This is a genomic window from Pseudomonas sp. CC11G (assembly GCF_056174845.1).
In genome coordinates this window covers 84,974-99,280 of the sequence record NZ_JBWBZC010000003.1, presented here as the reverse complement: position 1 = coordinate 99,280, position 14,307 = coordinate 84,974, and the positions used below count along the sequence as shown (strand labels likewise).

Here is a 14,307-nt window from a genome sequence, read left to right as displayed (position 1 = left end):
GCGTTGTGGTTTCTCGAGATTCTGGATCCCAGCCTGCGCAGGGATGACGGTGGAAGGTGCGAAAACCTCCGTCGTCCCAGCGCAGGCTGGGATCCAGGTGCGCAGATCCACAGGGGGCGGCCTTGTACACACTTGCCCCCAAACTCTGTGGGCAGAGTTGTGGATAACGCTGGGAGTACTACTCAGGAGCCGCGTGGCCCGTGGCCTGGCGAAATTCGTACGGTAATTGATCAATTAACCGTGCGTGCCCGTTACGGCACTTATGCACAGCCATCGTCAATCGATATTCCAGGCTTTTCAGCGAGTTAGCGCCGTAAGTTGCCGGGCGATCAAGAAGTTATCCCGTGTGCTTGTGGACGGAGCTGTGGGAAAGGTCGGCATAACCTGTGGATGACTACCCGTGAACCTATCCTGGCGGGCCTTGGGGAAAACTGTACGTTTTGTACCCAGAACCGCGTCCGGCGAGGTATTCAGGGCTGATTGGCGCCCAAAACAGTCGAGCGACCGAGCAATTGCAGGGCGCGGTCGGGGTAATCGGTAATTAGCCCCTGAGCGCCGATGTCGAGCAGATGGCGCATGGCGGGTTGCTCGTTGATTGTCCACAGGTGCACGGTGAGGCCGCGTTCCTGCGCGTCTTGAATAAGGCTCGCATCCACCACCATCGGCCCGCGTTTCTCGGGCACGGCCAGCACTTGGTAAGACGGCGACAACAGCCGCTCCAACCCCAGCCAGTGCAACACCACCAACAACTTGGCGGACGTGGGGCCGGCCCCGGTAGCTACGGTGGGGCAGTGCTCACGGAAGGCTTGCAGGCTGGGCTCGTGGAAACTGCTGACCACGGTGCGCTGCAGTTGATTGGCGGCGGTGAGCAATTGGCACAGTTGCTCGGCGGCGGCGGGATCGGCGTCTTTGATTTCGATCGACTTGGCGATATGCGGGTACTGCGCCAGTACCTCGGCAAATGCCGGAATGCGAATGCCTTGATTGCGATAGGGATAGCTTTCGCCGCCGTCGGCGGTCCATTGGTAGCCGGCGTCCAGCTGCTGCAATTGGGCAAGGTCCAGGTTGGCGACCAGGCCGCTGCCATTGCTGGTGCGCGCCACATCGGCGTCATGGATTACGGCGAGCTTCCCGTCGCGGGTGCGGCGCAGGTCCATTTCCAACATATCCACATCCAGCGCGGCGGCGCGCTCGAAGGCGAACAGGGTGTTTTCCGGCCACAAGCCCATGCCGCCGCGATGGGCGATCACCAGGGGCGCGCTGCCCAGGCTGGTCAAGGCAATCGGCGGAATGGCCGGTTTGCTCGTCAGCAGCAACACGCCAAGGGCGATGGCCAGCAGTAATACCGGCGCAAGGAGAAAACGAGCGACACGCAACATGGCAAGCATCCAAACCTGAAAGGGGCGTGCTGCGACTATGCCAAAGGTGTGCCAGCAAAACCGTGACAGCGACGGCTCTTGTGCACCGTGGCGCTTAGACGCTACCCAACCCTTGCCAATGCTTGGAGCCGATGAAGATAAAGCGCAGCTGCTGCGTCATCTTGGCTTGCGGGGTGAGGTGTTCGGGCAGCTCAACGGCTAGCGGGTCGATCAGCTCGGGCAGGGTGGCAAACACGGTTTTCACCACCAGGTCGGCAATCACCGCTTGAGCGGCCACATCCAGGTGCGGCAGCTTGGGCATATGGCCCAGGTCGCTCACCAGGTCGGCGGTAATGCCTTCGCGCAGTGCCCCGATGGCCTGACGCACGACTTTGGAGCCGCCGTACTGCTCACGGGCGAGAAACAGAAACTGCGAACGGTTGGCGGAGACATTGGTGAGGAAGATGCGCACCGAAGCGTCGATCACGCCACCCATCTGCATTTCGTTGTGGCGCACCTGGCGAATGGCTTCGCGAAAGGTTTCGCCCACTTCGGTTACCAGGGCCAGGCCCAGTTCATCCATGTCGGTGAAGTGGCGATAGAAACCGGTGGGCACGATGCCTGCGTGGCGGGTGACCTCACGCAGGCTCAGGCTGCCAAACCCACGGCCGCTTTCCATCAGATACCGCGCGGCATCGAGTAATGCCTGGCGCGTCTGCTGCTTCTGTTCGGCACGAGGTGACATGCGTGGCGCGGTTCCCTGCGTTGGTGTGCCGCGCACTCTAGCAAAAGCATTTGGTGGGCGTCGAACTCGTGCTAAACCTTGGTTCAGTGAACGAGTGTTGACTGAAACGGGTGGCTCTGGCAGTTTGGTGAACAGTTGTTCACCCAATGTGACATTCCCCAGGTGCGCTCCATGACCTTTATCCCTTTTGCGCTGGTGCGCCGCAGTGCGCGCTGGCTAGCGCCGCTGCGTGTGCTGGTGGCCCGTGGCTGGCTGCGCGAGGCCAGTGTCGACGCGGTGTTGGCCGTGCTGCACCCGGCCTGGCGGCTGAACCGGGTGTTCGCCCGCCTGCAGGCCCGCCGCTGGGTAGCGGACGATATGCTGGCCCTGACCCTCAAGCCCAACGGCAACTGGCGCGGCGCCGAGCCTGGGCAACATATCCAGGCGTATGTGGAAGTGGCCGGCGTGCGCCTCAGCCGCAGCTACAGCCTTACGGCGCTGAATGCCGATGGCAGTGTGGAAATTGCCATCAAGCGTCATGCCGGCGGACGTCTGTCCAATCGCTTGCTGGATTACCTGGCCGTGGGGGCTGTGCTGGAAATCGGCGAACCGTTCGGTGAATTGCACTGGCCGCACCAGGCTGAATCGGTGCTGTTGTTGGCCGCTGGCAGCGGCCTGACGCCGTTACTCGGCCTGCTGCGTAACGCCCTGCAGAAAGGCTTCAGCGCCCCGGTTGAATTGCTGCATTACGTGCACGACGCCGGCCAGCAAGCTTTTGCCGACGAGCTCAACGCGCTGCAGCAGCAATACCAGAACCTGCGGGTGCGCCCGATGCTCAGCAGCCAGTTGGGACGGTTTGCCCCGAACACGTGCACGGCAGCGGCGCCACCGAAGTGCTCACCTGCGGCCCCTATGGGTTTGTCACCAGCGTGCGCGAGTGGTGGGGCAGCAGCGGCGGCACCCCCCCCGTTCAAGCCGAATCATTTTCCCCGCCGACCCTGAATGGCGAAGCCGGCCATAGCCCCCTGCTGATGCGCTTTGCCCGCGCCCAGCAAGAAGTGCTCGGCGACAGCGCCCGCTCGCTGTTACAGCAAGCCGAAGCCGCCGGGTTGCGCCCGGCCCACGGCTGCCGTCAGGGCATCTGCGCCAGCTGCACCTGCCTGCTGCTCAGCGGTGTGGTGCGCGACTTGCGCAGCGGCGCACTGCTCAGCGAGCCCGGCCAGGCCATTCGGCTGTGCGTGAGCGTGCCGATGGGCGATGTGGTTGTGGATATTTAGGAGAGCCTTATGCGAGTTGACCGCCAGCTAACCCCTGCCGAACTGCAAAGCTTCGCCGCCGAACTTGACGACCTAGGCCGCCGCACCCGCGCCGATCTGGGCGAGGTGGACGCCCGCTATATTCGCCGCCTGCGCACCGTCATCCGCCTGTTTACATTCGCCGGCCGTGGCCTGCTGTTCTTCGGCTGGTTCCCACCGACCTGGCTGCTCGGCACCCTGCTGCTCGGCCTGGGCAAGATTCTGGAAAACATGGAGCTGGGCCATAACGTGATGCACGGCCAGTACGACTGGATGAACGACCCGGAATTCAGCGGCCGCACCTACGAATGGGATATCGCCGGCCCTTCGGATTTCTGGCGACATACCCACAACCATATCCACCACACCTACACCAATGTGTTGGGTATGGACGACGATATCGGCTACGGCGTGGTGCGCCTGTTTCCCGAGCAACGCTGGAAGCCGTTCTACCGTTGGCAGCCGCTGTGGGTAACCATCCAGGCGCTGCTGTTTCAGTACTCGGTAGCGGTGCAGCACCTGCGCTTGGACAAGGTCTACAAAGGCAAGATGAGCCGCGCCGAACTGCGCCCGCTGCTCAAGGTATTCACCGCCAAGATCGGCCGGCAGTGGTTCAAGGACTACCTGTTTTTCCCGCTGCTGGCGCTGCTGATTGGCGCCAACGCTTTCGCCGTATTGGCCGGCAATGCCGTGGCCAACTTGCTGCGCAATCTGTGGACCTTTCTGATCATCTTCTGCGGCCACTTCACCGAGCGTGCGGCCGTATTTCCTAAAGAGATTGTGGTCGATGAAAGCCGTGGCCATTGGTACCTGCGCCAGCTGCAGGGCTCCAGCAACCTCAGGGGCAGCAAGCTGTTTCATATCCTCAGCGGCAACCTCAGCCACCAGATCGAACACCACCTCTACCCGGACCTGCCGGCACGCCGTTATGCGGCGATGGCGGTGGAAGTGCGCGAGATCGCGCGGCGCTATGGGCAGACTTACAACTGCGGTTCGCTGGCTGCGCAGTTCGGTACGGTGATGCGGCGGATCTGGGTGTACCGGCGTCCCAATGTGGTGGAGCCGATGCCAGCAAGTTGAATCAATTGGCCATCCACTGAGTCGATAACTCTATAGCGCCAAACCAGGCCGTTGCCGAAGCCTGTGGACAATGGAGAGTTGTGGATGACGTTGGCCCGTAAGATTGTGCTTTGGTGCCTGGCCATTTTCCTGGCCCTGGTGGCGATTGTGCTGGTGGTCGTGGCCACCTTTGACTGGAACCGGGTGAAGCCGACCCTCAACGAAAAGGTCAGCGAACAGCTCGGCCGCCCGTTCGCCATCAACGGCAATCTGGCGGTGCTCTGGTCCCGCGCGCCGGAAGAGACTGGCTGGCGCTCCTGGCTGCCCTGGCCGCGTTTTGTGGCCGAAGACATCACCCTGGCCAATAGCGAATGGGGACAGGCACCGCAGATGGTCAGCCTGAAAAAAGTCGAGTTCCGTCTCGCCCCGCTGCCACTGTTTTTTCACACTGTCACCATTCCGCGCATCGACCTCACCGAGCCCACCGCCAGTCTCGAACGCCTGGCCGATGGTCGCAATAACTGGACCTTCACCCTGAAACCCAGCGACCCCAATGAGCCGCCATCGGAGTCGCCGTGGGTGATGGATATCGGCACCATCGGCTTCGACAAGGGCCAGGTGAACGTTGACGACCAGAGCCTGAAAACGAAGGTCGAACTGCTGATCGACCCGCTGGGCAAACCGGTACCCTTCGCCGAAATCGCCGGCAAGCCCAAGGCCGATCAAGCCGCAGAGCAGGGCGCCGCACCGCAGGACTATGCGTTCGGCTGGAAACTCAAAGGCCAATACAAAGGCCAGGCGTTGAGCGGTAACGGCAAGGTCGGCGGCCTGCTGGCGCTGCAAGACAGTCGCCAGCCCTTCCCGGTGCAAGCCAATGTGCAGATCGGCACCACCAAGGTGTCGCTGGTGGGCACGCTCACCGACCCGAAAAACTTCGGCGCCCTGGACCTGCGTTTGCAATTGGCCGGCACCAGCCTGGGCAATCTGTACCCGCTCACCGGCGTGACCTTGCCCGATACCCCTGCCTACGCCACCGACGGCCACTTGCGCGCCCAACTGCGTGACCCGGCCGGCATGCAATTTCACTACGAGCAATTCAACGGCTCGATTGGCGACAGTGATATCCATGGCGACCTGAGTTACGTGGCCGGAAAACCACGGCCCAAACTGACCGGCGTGCTGACCTCCAACCAGGTGCGCTTCGCCGACCTGGCGCCGCTGATTGGCGCCGACTCCAAGGCCGACCAGAAAGCCCGTGGCGTCACCAGCAACCAGCCGACCGACAGGGTGCTGCCGGTGGAAGAATTCCGCACCGAGCGCTGGCGCGACATGGATGCCGACGTGACCTTCACCGGCAAGCGCATCGTGCACAGCGAGAAGCTGCCCTTCAGCGACCTCAACGCCCATGTGCTACTCGACGACGGCAAACTGAGTCTCGACCCACTGCGCTTTGGCGTGGCTGGTGGGCAACTCAACTCCACCATCCGCCTCGACGGCAGCCGCACGCCCATGCAGGGCCGGGCGCAGTTGAGTGCGCGTAATTTCAAACTGAAAGAGCTGTTCCCCAACTTTGAACCGATGCAAACCAGCTTCGGTGCGTTGCAAGGCGATGTAGATCTGGCCGGTACCGGCAACTCGGTGGCGGCGTTGCTCGGCACGTCCAATGGCGATGTGCGCATGTTGATCAACGACGGCGCCGTCAGCCGCGAGCTGATGGAGTTGGCAGGGTTGAACGTGGGCAACTACGTGGTCGGCAAACTGTTTGGCGACAAGGACGTGAAGATCAACTGTGCCGCTGCCGATATGGGCGTGAAGGACGGGCTGCTGACGACGCGGTTGGTGGTGTTCGATACCGAGAATGCGTTGATTCATGTCGACGGCACGGCGAACTTCAAGACCGAGCAGCTGGATATGACGATTGACCCGCAGTCCAAGGGCGTACGGATTATTTCGCTGCGCTCGCCGTTGTATGTGCGCGGGACGTTCAAGAAGCCGGATGCCGGGGTGAAGACGGTGCCGCTGTTGGCGCGTGGGGCGGGGATGTTGGCGTTGGGGGCTATCGTTGCGCCGGTTGCCGGGTTGGTCGCTCTGGTGGTGCCGAGCGGGGGCGGTGATCAGGTGAATGAGTGTGCGCCGTTGTTGGAGAAGATGAAGGCAGGGAAGTTGTAGTGGCGCCTTTGGCGCGTTCTTTCCAGATTTGGCATTCTGCATTACCGCGTGCGCTGGGCGTTTTGTTTCGCGCCTTACGCGCGAGTCACTTTTAGCATCGCCCTAAAAGTAACCAAAAGGTCTAGCCCCCACCTTGGGTTTTCACTGCGTGAAAACTCCCCTCGCTCCATCGCTGCTCCGGGGGCACGCCACGACGGGCCGTCCCTGGCCCATCGTGCCTCTCGCGGCTTCCCTGCCGCTCAACCCCCTCCACAACGATTCCACTCGGCCGGCGCTCAAGGGGCGGGCAGATCAAGATCAAAAGCCAGATCAACAGCCAATCAACGGCCCCTCTCCCCAGCCCTCTCCCGCAAGCGGGAGAGGGGGCAAATCGGAGTGGATTTTTCGCCCTACTTCACCCCTCGCCCGCGTGCGGGAGAGGGGCCGGGGGAGAGGGGCATTTGATCTGGCTTTTGATTTGCCCGCCCCTTTAGCGCCAGGCCGAGCGTAGTCGTTGCGTAAGGGGTCGTAGCGGCCGGGAGCCGCGGAGAGGGCTGGGGCCATGGATGGCCCTCAGCCCGACCCCTGGAGCAGCGACGGAGCGAGGGAAGTCGGAGCGCAGCGCCGACCCCAGGTAGGGGCAAGCCGTTTTGGTTTCTTTTATGGCGACTGATAAAAGAAACTCGCGCGTAAGGCGCGAAACAAAACGCCCAGCACACGCGGTAAAGCAGACCCACCAAAGAACCAAACTCAAACGTTCCCCGGCAACACCGGCAACCGAGCCAACCGCGCCGAAACCCCCAACGCCCCAATAAGCAGCGCCCCAATAAACACCCCAACCCCCAACCACCCATAGTGATGCCAGAACACCCCACCCAAAGTCCCCGCCACACTGGACCCAAGGTAGTAGCAAAACAAATACATAGAAGAAGCCTGCCCTTTGGCAACAAAAGCCCGCCGCCCAATCCAGCTACTGGCCACCGAATGCGCGCCAAAGAACCCAAAGGTAAACAGCAGCATGCCAGCCAGAATCAACGGCACCTGCGCAAACATCGTCAGCAGCAACCCCACAAACATCAACACAATCACCGCCCACAACACCTTGCGCCGCCCCAGCTTGTCCGCCAGCGAGCCCACCCAGGCCGAGCTGTAAATGCCCGAGAGATACACCACCGACAACAACCCCACCACCGCCTGGCTCATGTGGTACGGCTCACCCAGCAGCCGATAGCCGATGTAGTTGAACAGCGTGACAAACGCCCCCATCAGCAAAAACGCTTCCAGAAACAGCCACGGCAACCCCTGGTCACGCAGGTGCAGGCCGTAGTTGCCGATCAGGTTTTTCAGGTTCAAGGGCGTCGCGCGAAAGTGTTTGCTCTCGGGCAGGATGCGCCAGAACAACAGCGCCCCCAGCAACGACATCACCCCCAGCGTGCCAATCGCCACCCGCCAGTTCACGAAGTCCACCAGCACCCCGGCAATCAACCGCCCGGCCATTCCGCCAATGGCATTGCCGCCGATATACAAGCCCATGGAAAGACCTATAAACCGCGGATGAATCTCTTCGCTCAGGTACGTCATACCCACCGCCGCCAACCCGCTTAGCGACAGCCCGAGCAAGCCGCGCATCAGCAGCACGCCATGCCAGGTCGGCATGCACGCGCTGGCCAGGGTGAACAGGGCCGCCGAGAGCAGTGAAATCACCATGATCTGTTTGCGGCCCAAGGCGTCGGAAATCGGCCCGGTAATCAGCAGCCCGATGGCCATCATGATGGTCGAGATCGACAGCACCAGGCTGCTCTGCGCGGCGTTGAGGTCGAATTCTTTCGACAGCACCGGCATCAACGGTTGCACGCTGTACAGCAGGGCAAAGGTGGCGAAGCCGCCGGCGAACAGGGCCAGTGAGGTGCGCACGAATTGCGGGGTGCCTTTTTCGATAAAGGCTTCGGTTTGTTCAACCGTGCTGACGACATCGGCCGCCGCATCACGGGCGGCGTCGATCAGAGCGGGGGAAGCGGAAGGGCGCACACAGACCTCGGGGGTTCTTGCTGGAAAAGCCATGTGCAAAGAATAGAGAGCGGTGTTTATTATCTCCAATATATTGTTCGTGTTGATTGATCTGTTCTACGACCTAATCGCCTGGAGAATCCGCCCATGGAATTGCGCCATCTGCGCTACTTTGCCGCCGTTGCCGAAGAGCTGCATTTCGGCCGCGCCGCTGAGCAACTGGGCATCTCTCAGCCGCCGTTGAGTCAGCAGATTCAGGCGCTGGAAGAAGAGATTGGCGCGCGCCTGTTCGAGCGCACCAATCGCCGTGTAGAGCTCACTGAAGCGGGGCGGCTGTTTCTCGATGAAACCCGGCAGATTCTCGCCCAGGTGGAAAAGGCCACGCAGATTGCCCGCCGCGCGCAGCAGGGCGAAATCGGCGAACTGAATGTGGGTTTTACCGCTTCGGCGCCGTTTACCTCGACCATCCCGCGCAGCATTTTCGCCTTTCGCCAGACCCACCCGGACGTGCACCTGAGCCTGCGGGAGATGAGCAGCAAGGAGGTGATCGAATCACTGCAGGAAGAGGCCGTGCAGGTCGGCGTCATCCGGCCTTTTCCGCTGCCGGACAACATCAAGGCCGTGGAGCTGTTCCGCGATCCGCTGGTGGCCGTCCTGCGAGCGGACCATCCCTTGGCGCAGGAAAACGAAGACGGAATTTCCATCGCGGCACTGGCCGACGAGCCCTTTGTATTCTTTCCGCGCAGTTACGGCACCGGCCTCTACGACCAGTTGATCGGTCTGGCGCGCAATGCAGGCTTTAGCCCGCGCATTGCCCAGGAGGCCAGCGAGGCGATGACCATTATTGGCCTGGTGGCTGCGGGGATGGGCGTGTCGATGTTGCCGGCGTCGTTCCGCCGTACGCGGGTGGACGGCGTGGTGTATCGCACCCTGCTGGATGAGGGGGCGACCAGTGCGGTGTGGCTGGTGGTGCGCAAGGATCAGCGCGCGCCGTTGGCGCTGGCGTTTGTGGAGCAGGTAACGCGGGAAGCGGCGGCACTTCAAGCCGGCAGAGGGGCAGCAGAAGATCAACAGCATCGAGGCTAAAGCCTCTCCCACCGGAACAGTTGCCGCCTGTGGAAGAGGCCTTAGCCTCGATTGTTTTCGGGCGTATTACTTGACCGAAGCCAACTGCGCCTTCAGCGCAATACCGGCCATGATCGCGCCAGCGTGGCACTCATAGTTGTCCGGGTTCTTGTATTCCACGCCCTTGTAGTTGCTGGCGATCTCGATCACCGCGTTGGCGCCGGCTGCCTTGGCCGCGTTGGCCAGTTTGATCACGGCCGATTGCATGGCCCAGGCGCAAGCTTCTTCGTCGCTTTTGCCGAAGGCGTTGGTTTTCTGGCTGGTGGTGATCTGGGGGTTGATCACGTTCACTTTGCCCGCAGGCTTCTTGCCGGCCATGTAGAACTTCACGGAGCCATCCAGCTTGCCAGCGGCGGTCGCCTGGGCGACTGCAGCTTCCAGCGGCAGGTAGTGGACGGTGTCGCGCGCCTGGCTGATACCGGGAATGGTGGCCAGCAACAGGGCTGCAGCGGCGGTGAGGCTTTTCAAGTGCATAGTCGTCTCCTTGACGGCGGTTGGGTGTTTTTTATCTGGGTGTAATCACTTCCAGCGGCGGAAGATCAACGAGGTATTGACCCCACCAAACGCAAAATTGTTGTTCATCACGAATTCGTTGTTCATCTGCCGCGGTTCGCCGCGCAGGTAGTCCAACTCGGCGCACTGCGGGTCAACGGTGTCGAGGTTCAGGGTGTGGATATAACGGTCGCTGTTGAGCATTTCGATGCTGAACCACGACTCCAGTGCCCCACACGCGCCCAGGGTGTGACCCAGGTAGCTTTTCTGCGAGCTGATGGCCATGCCCGAGCCGAACAGGCTGGCGGTGGCGTGGGTTTCGGCGATATCGCCTTGCTCGGTGGCGGTGCCGTGGCCGTTTACGTAGCCGATGGCGTGTGGGTCGAGGTTGGCATCTTGCAGGGCCAGTTCCATCGCGCCGCGCATGGTGACTTGCTCGGGCTTGGTGGCGTGCTGGCCGTCGGCGTTGCAGCCAAAGCCAACGATCTCGGCATAGATGGTGGCGCCGCGTGCCTTGGCGTGTTCCAGCTCTTCGAGCACCAGCATGCCGGCGCCTTCACCGATTACCAGGCCGTCGCGGCCGCTGTCGTACGGGCGCGGCGAGGTGTGCGGGGCATCGTTTTTCAGGCTGGTGGCGTACAGCGCATCGAACACCATGGCTTCGGTCGGGCACAGCTCTTCGGCGCCGCCGGCGAGCATCATGGGCAGGCGGCCGAACTTGATCGCTTCGTAGGCATAACCGATCCCCTGGCTACCGCTGGTGCAGGCGCTGGAGGTGGGAATCAGACGGCCTTTCAAGCCAAAGAAAATGCTGATATTCGCCGCCGTGGTGTGCGGCATCATGCGGATATACGAGTTGGCGTTCAGGCCGTCAGCCACCGAATTGAGCAGCATATTGCCGAAGGCTTTGATCTCTTCGGTGCTGCCGGTGGACGAGCCGCAGGCAACTCCCATGCGGCCATCGCGAATGCTTGCATCGTCCAGCAGGCCGGCGTGGGCCAGGGCTTTTTCCGCCGCCATCACCACCAGCCGCGACACCCGGCCCATGCTGCGCAATTGTTTGCGGTTCCAGGTTTTGGGTACTACGAAATCGTCGATGGGGCCGGCCAGACGGGTGTTCAGTTCGGCGAAGCGATCCCACTCATGCATGCGGCGAATGCCGCTCTTGTTGGCGCTGAAGTTGGCTTCGATGCTGGCCCAATCGCTGCCCAGGGATGTGATGCCGGCCATGCCGGTAACTACCACGCGTTTCATCAGCACAGGCCTCCATTGACCGCGAGCACTTGGCGGGTGATGTAGGCAGCTTCGTCCGACATCAAAAAGTTAACCGCGCCAGCGACTTCTTCCGGGGTGCCCATACGTTGGGCGGGGATCATCTTCATCATTTCTTCAATCGGCAAATCGTCGTCGAGCATGGCTGTGTCGATCAGGCCCGGCGCGACGCAGTTCACGGTGATCTTGCGTTTGCCCAGTTCGACGGCCAGCGCCTTGGCGGCGCCGATAACGCCGGCTTTCGAGGCGCTGTAGTTCACCTGGCCACGGTTGCCGATCATGCCGGAAACCGAAGTGATGCAGACAATACGCCCTGGCTTGCGACGACGAACCATCGGCATGACCAGCGGATGCAGGATGTTGTAAAAGCCGTCGAGGTTGGTGCGCAGCACCACGTCCCAGTCTTCTTCGCTCAATGCCGGAAAGGCGCCATCGCGGGTCAGTCCGGCATTGCACACCACGCCGTAATACGCGCCGTTGGCTTCGACATCGGCCTCGAGAATTTCCCGGCAGGCTGGGCGGTCGGCTACATCGAATTGCAGGATGCGCGCTTGCTGGCCGAGGGCGACCACTTCGGCTTGCACCGCCTCTGCGTCGGCACGGCCGCTGCGGCAGTGCAGCACCAGGTCGAAGCCGGCGCGGGCCAGACGCAAGGCGATGGCGCGGCCGATGCCACGGCTGGAGCCGGTTACCAGAATGGTGTCAGTCATGTGCGGGTTCTTCCAGATAGCTGGCCACGTGCGGTGGGCGGAAAACATTGAGGCGCGCCTCGGCATGAATGCCGGGGCCGGTCAGGTGGCATTCGAACACGCCCATGCCGTTGTCATCTTGCAACGAGCGCAGGGCGTGAATCTGCAACTCGGCACCCAGCGGAAACGCCTCGACATTGCATTGGTAATTACGCGTGCCGAGCAAAAAGCCCAGCTCCACCGGCAGGCCAACCTGACGCGCCTGGCAGCCGGCAAACGCGGCCACGCTTTGCGCCATCAGCTCGATGCCGACCCAGGCCGGCAAGCTGCCGTCGGGCTGGTTGAACAGGCCGCCAGCGCGCACCTGCAAACGGGTGGTGACTTCTTCGTCGGCGAAGCTCAGCACTTCGTCCACCAGAATCATGTCACCGGCGTGCGGGACCAATTCGGCAATCGGCCAAATCGTCATACGTCCACCTGCCCGAGGATCAAACTGATGTTGTTGCCGCCAAAGGCGAAGGAGTTGCTCATCATGCGGTGTGGGCCAGGGCCATTCAGGTGGGTGTTGCTATCGGTGAACGAGAGGGCGGGCAATTGGTCATCGCTCTGGCCATCCCAACTGTGCGGGGGCAAGCGTTTGGCGGCGAGGCTCAGCCAGCAGAAGGCGGCCTCCAGCGCGCCGGCTGCGCCCAGGGTGTGGCCGGTGAAAGCCTTGGTCGAGGAGCACAGCACGCCGGCCGGGAAGACGTTGGCCACGGCCAGGCTTTCCATGGCGTCGTTGTGTTGGGTGGCGGTGCCGTGCAGGTTCAAGTAGCTGATGTCTTCGGCGTTCAGGTTGGCTTTTGCCAAGGCCTGGCGCATGACGAATTCGGCGCCTTTTCCGGTGGGGTCCGGCGCAGAAATATGGTGAGCGTCGGAGTTGGCGGCGGCGCCGAGCAAGGCAATCGGTGCCGGCGTTTTACTCATCAGGAAGAGTGCGGCGGCCTCGCCGATGTTGATCCCACTGCGGTTACGCGAAAACGGATTGCAGCGCTCATCCGACAGCGCTTCCAGCGAGCCAAAGCCATTGAGCGTCAGCTGGCACAACGAATCCACGCCGCCACACAACACGGCATCGCATAGGCCGCTATTGAGCAAACGCTGCGCGCTCAGCAGTGCGCGGGCGCTGGAAGTGCAGGCGGTGGAAATCACATAGCACGGCCCGGCAAGATCGAGCTGCGCGGCGAGAAACTCGGCCGGCGCGGCCAGTTCCTGTTGGCCGTAGTCGTAGCTGTCGGGAAACACGCCATCTTGCAGATAACGGCGGATGCCTTGCGTGGCTTCATCGATGCCGGTGGTGCTGGTGCCGAGCACCACGCCGATACGGGCACGGCCATAGCGTTCGATTGCCTGCTGAATATCGCCCTCGATCTGCTGCGCGGCGGCCAGCAAAAGTTGGTTATTGCGGGTGTTATGTGCCGTGCTCACGCCGTGCAAAACCGGTAACTCGGCCTGCACCGCGCCCACCGGCAACGGGCGCTCCGGCACCCAGCCGGCTTGCACCTGCATGCCGCTGGTGTCGCCGGCAAACAGGCGCTCGCTCACCTTGAGTTTGTCGTTGCCCAGGGCGCACAGCAGGCCCAGGGCATTGAGGTAGGCAGTCATGGCAACATCTCGACGCGGTAGTTCGGACCCGCTTGGGTGCGAAGCTGGAAATTCATGGGCTCTTCGTAAATCACCTGCCAACGCGTACCGGCGCTTTCGCGTAACCAGCGCTGTTGGCCGTGTTGCTGCCAATCGGCGCCGGGGTAGTGCGCGGGCACCTGTTCCGCCGGGGTAAAGGCGAACAGCAAGGCGGCGAACAGTTCGCGCGCCTCGGGGTTGGGCGGCAGCAGGCCGTCATTCTGCCACTGGTTGCCGGTGAGCAGTTGCCGGGCCAGCGGAATGCCCATTGGGTCCATCAGCGACCAACGCAGCGCCGGCCCTTCCTGTTGCACCACCAAGAGCCAGTCTTGCGTCTGCCCAGCCTGTTCACGCTGCACATGCAATTGCATGGGCAGGTCCAGGCGCGGCGGTGTTTCCGGCAGCGGCGCTTGCTGGGCGCAGGCGCTCAGCAACAGCAGCAGGAAGAGGGGCAGTAGTCGGCTTATCACAGGGGC

General features: G+C 62.2%; 12 protein-coding genes and 1 pseudogene. 4 read left to right on the top strand and 9 right to left on the bottom strand.

Features of this window, described 5'->3' with window-relative positions:
• Nucleotides 1-470 precede the first annotated feature (470 nt).
• Both AC0V2S_RS05200 and AC0V2S_RS05195 read right to left on the bottom strand, forming a co-directional pair.
• Complete coding sequence (locus tag AC0V2S_RS05200; RefSeq protein ID WP_475508806.1) at nt 471-1,379, bottom strand: glycerophosphodiester phosphodiesterase family protein; 909 nt, start codon at nt 1,377-1,379, stop codon at nt 471-473.
• Between the two features lie 94 nt (nt 1,380-1,473).
• Nucleotides 1,474-2,103 (bottom strand): TetR family transcriptional regulator, encoded by a 630-nt coding sequence (locus AC0V2S_RS05195; protein WP_475508805.1) that lies wholly within the window; start codon nt 2,101-2,103, stop codon nt 1,474-1,476.
• A gap of 171 nt (nt 2,104-2,274) precedes the next feature.
• On the opposite strand from AC0V2S_RS05195, the pseudogene AC0V2S_RS05190 reads away from it, so the two are divergent.
• From AC0V2S_RS05190 to AC0V2S_RS05180, 3 genes and pseudogenes are all read left to right on the top strand, one after another.
• Nucleotides 2,275-3,359: pseudogene (locus tag AC0V2S_RS05190) on the top strand (flavin reductase family protein).
• Nucleotides 3,360-3,368: 9 nt separating this feature from the next.
• Nucleotides 3,369-4,457 (top strand): fatty acid desaturase family protein, encoded by a 1,089-nt coding sequence (locus AC0V2S_RS05185; protein WP_475508804.1) that lies wholly within the window; start codon nt 3,369-3,371, stop codon nt 4,455-4,457.
• A gap of 84 nt (nt 4,458-4,541) precedes the next feature.
• Nucleotides 4,542-6,605, top strand: a complete 2,064-nt coding sequence (locus tag AC0V2S_RS05180) for an AsmA family protein (RefSeq protein ID WP_475508803.1) — start codon at nt 4,542-4,544, stop codon at nt 6,603-6,605.
• Nucleotides 6,606-7,334: 729 nt separating this feature from the next.
• On the opposite strand, the gene AC0V2S_RS05175 is transcribed toward AC0V2S_RS05180, so the two are convergent.
• Complete coding sequence (locus tag AC0V2S_RS05175) at nt 7,335-8,645, bottom strand: MFS transporter (protein WP_475508802.1); 1,311 nt, start codon at nt 8,643-8,645, stop codon at nt 7,335-7,337.
• A gap of 93 nt (nt 8,646-8,738) precedes the next feature.
• Between AC0V2S_RS05175 and AC0V2S_RS05170 the strand changes: the two genes are divergently transcribed.
• Nucleotides 8,739-9,677: a LysR family transcriptional regulator gene (locus AC0V2S_RS05170; RefSeq protein WP_475508801.1), complete on the top strand. Its 939-nt coding sequence runs from the start codon at nt 8,739-8,741 to the stop codon at nt 9,675-9,677.
• A 66-nt stretch (nt 9,678-9,743) separates the two neighbouring features.
• Here AC0V2S_RS05170 and AC0V2S_RS05165 read toward each other — a convergent pair whose 3' ends face one another.
• From AC0V2S_RS05165 to AC0V2S_RS05140, 6 genes are read right to left on the bottom strand one after another with little or no spacing between them, the layout of a single operon-like run.
• Nucleotides 9,744-10,190, bottom strand: a complete 447-nt coding sequence (locus AC0V2S_RS05165; RefSeq protein WP_475508800.1) for an excinuclease — start codon at nt 10,188-10,190, stop codon at nt 9,744-9,746.
• Between the two features lie 45 nt (nt 10,191-10,235).
• Nucleotides 10,236-11,462, bottom strand: a complete 1,227-nt coding sequence (locus AC0V2S_RS05160) for a beta-ketoacyl-ACP synthase (protein ID WP_475508799.1) — start codon at nt 11,460-11,462, stop codon at nt 10,236-10,238.
• The gene (locus AC0V2S_RS05155; protein ID WP_475508798.1) at nt 11,462-12,190 is read right to left on the bottom strand and encodes a 3-ketoacyl-ACP reductase FabG2; all 729 of its coding nucleotides are present in this window, start codon (nt 12,188-12,190) and stop codon (nt 11,462-11,464) included. Before AC0V2S_RS05155 ends, AC0V2S_RS05160 begins: the two co-directional genes overlap by 1 nt.
• On the bottom strand, nt 12,183-12,638 hold the full coding sequence (locus AC0V2S_RS05150) for a hotdog family protein (RefSeq protein ID WP_475508797.1): 456 nt from the start codon (nt 12,636-12,638) through the stop codon (nt 12,183-12,185). Before AC0V2S_RS05150 ends, AC0V2S_RS05155 begins: the two co-directional genes overlap by 8 nt.
• On the bottom strand, nt 12,635-13,813 hold the full coding sequence (locus AC0V2S_RS05145; RefSeq protein ID WP_475508796.1) for a beta-ketoacyl-[acyl-carrier-protein] synthase family protein: 1,179 nt from the start codon (nt 13,811-13,813) through the stop codon (nt 12,635-12,637). Before AC0V2S_RS05145 ends, AC0V2S_RS05150 begins: the two co-directional genes overlap by 4 nt.
• The gene (locus AC0V2S_RS05140) at nt 13,810-14,301 is read right to left on the bottom strand and encodes a DUF3261 domain-containing protein (protein WP_475508795.1); all 492 of its coding nucleotides are present in this window, start codon (nt 14,299-14,301) and stop codon (nt 13,810-13,812) included. The genes AC0V2S_RS05145 and AC0V2S_RS05140 overlap by 4 nt, the downstream gene beginning before the upstream one ends.
• Nucleotides 14,302-14,307: the final 6 nt, after the last annotated feature.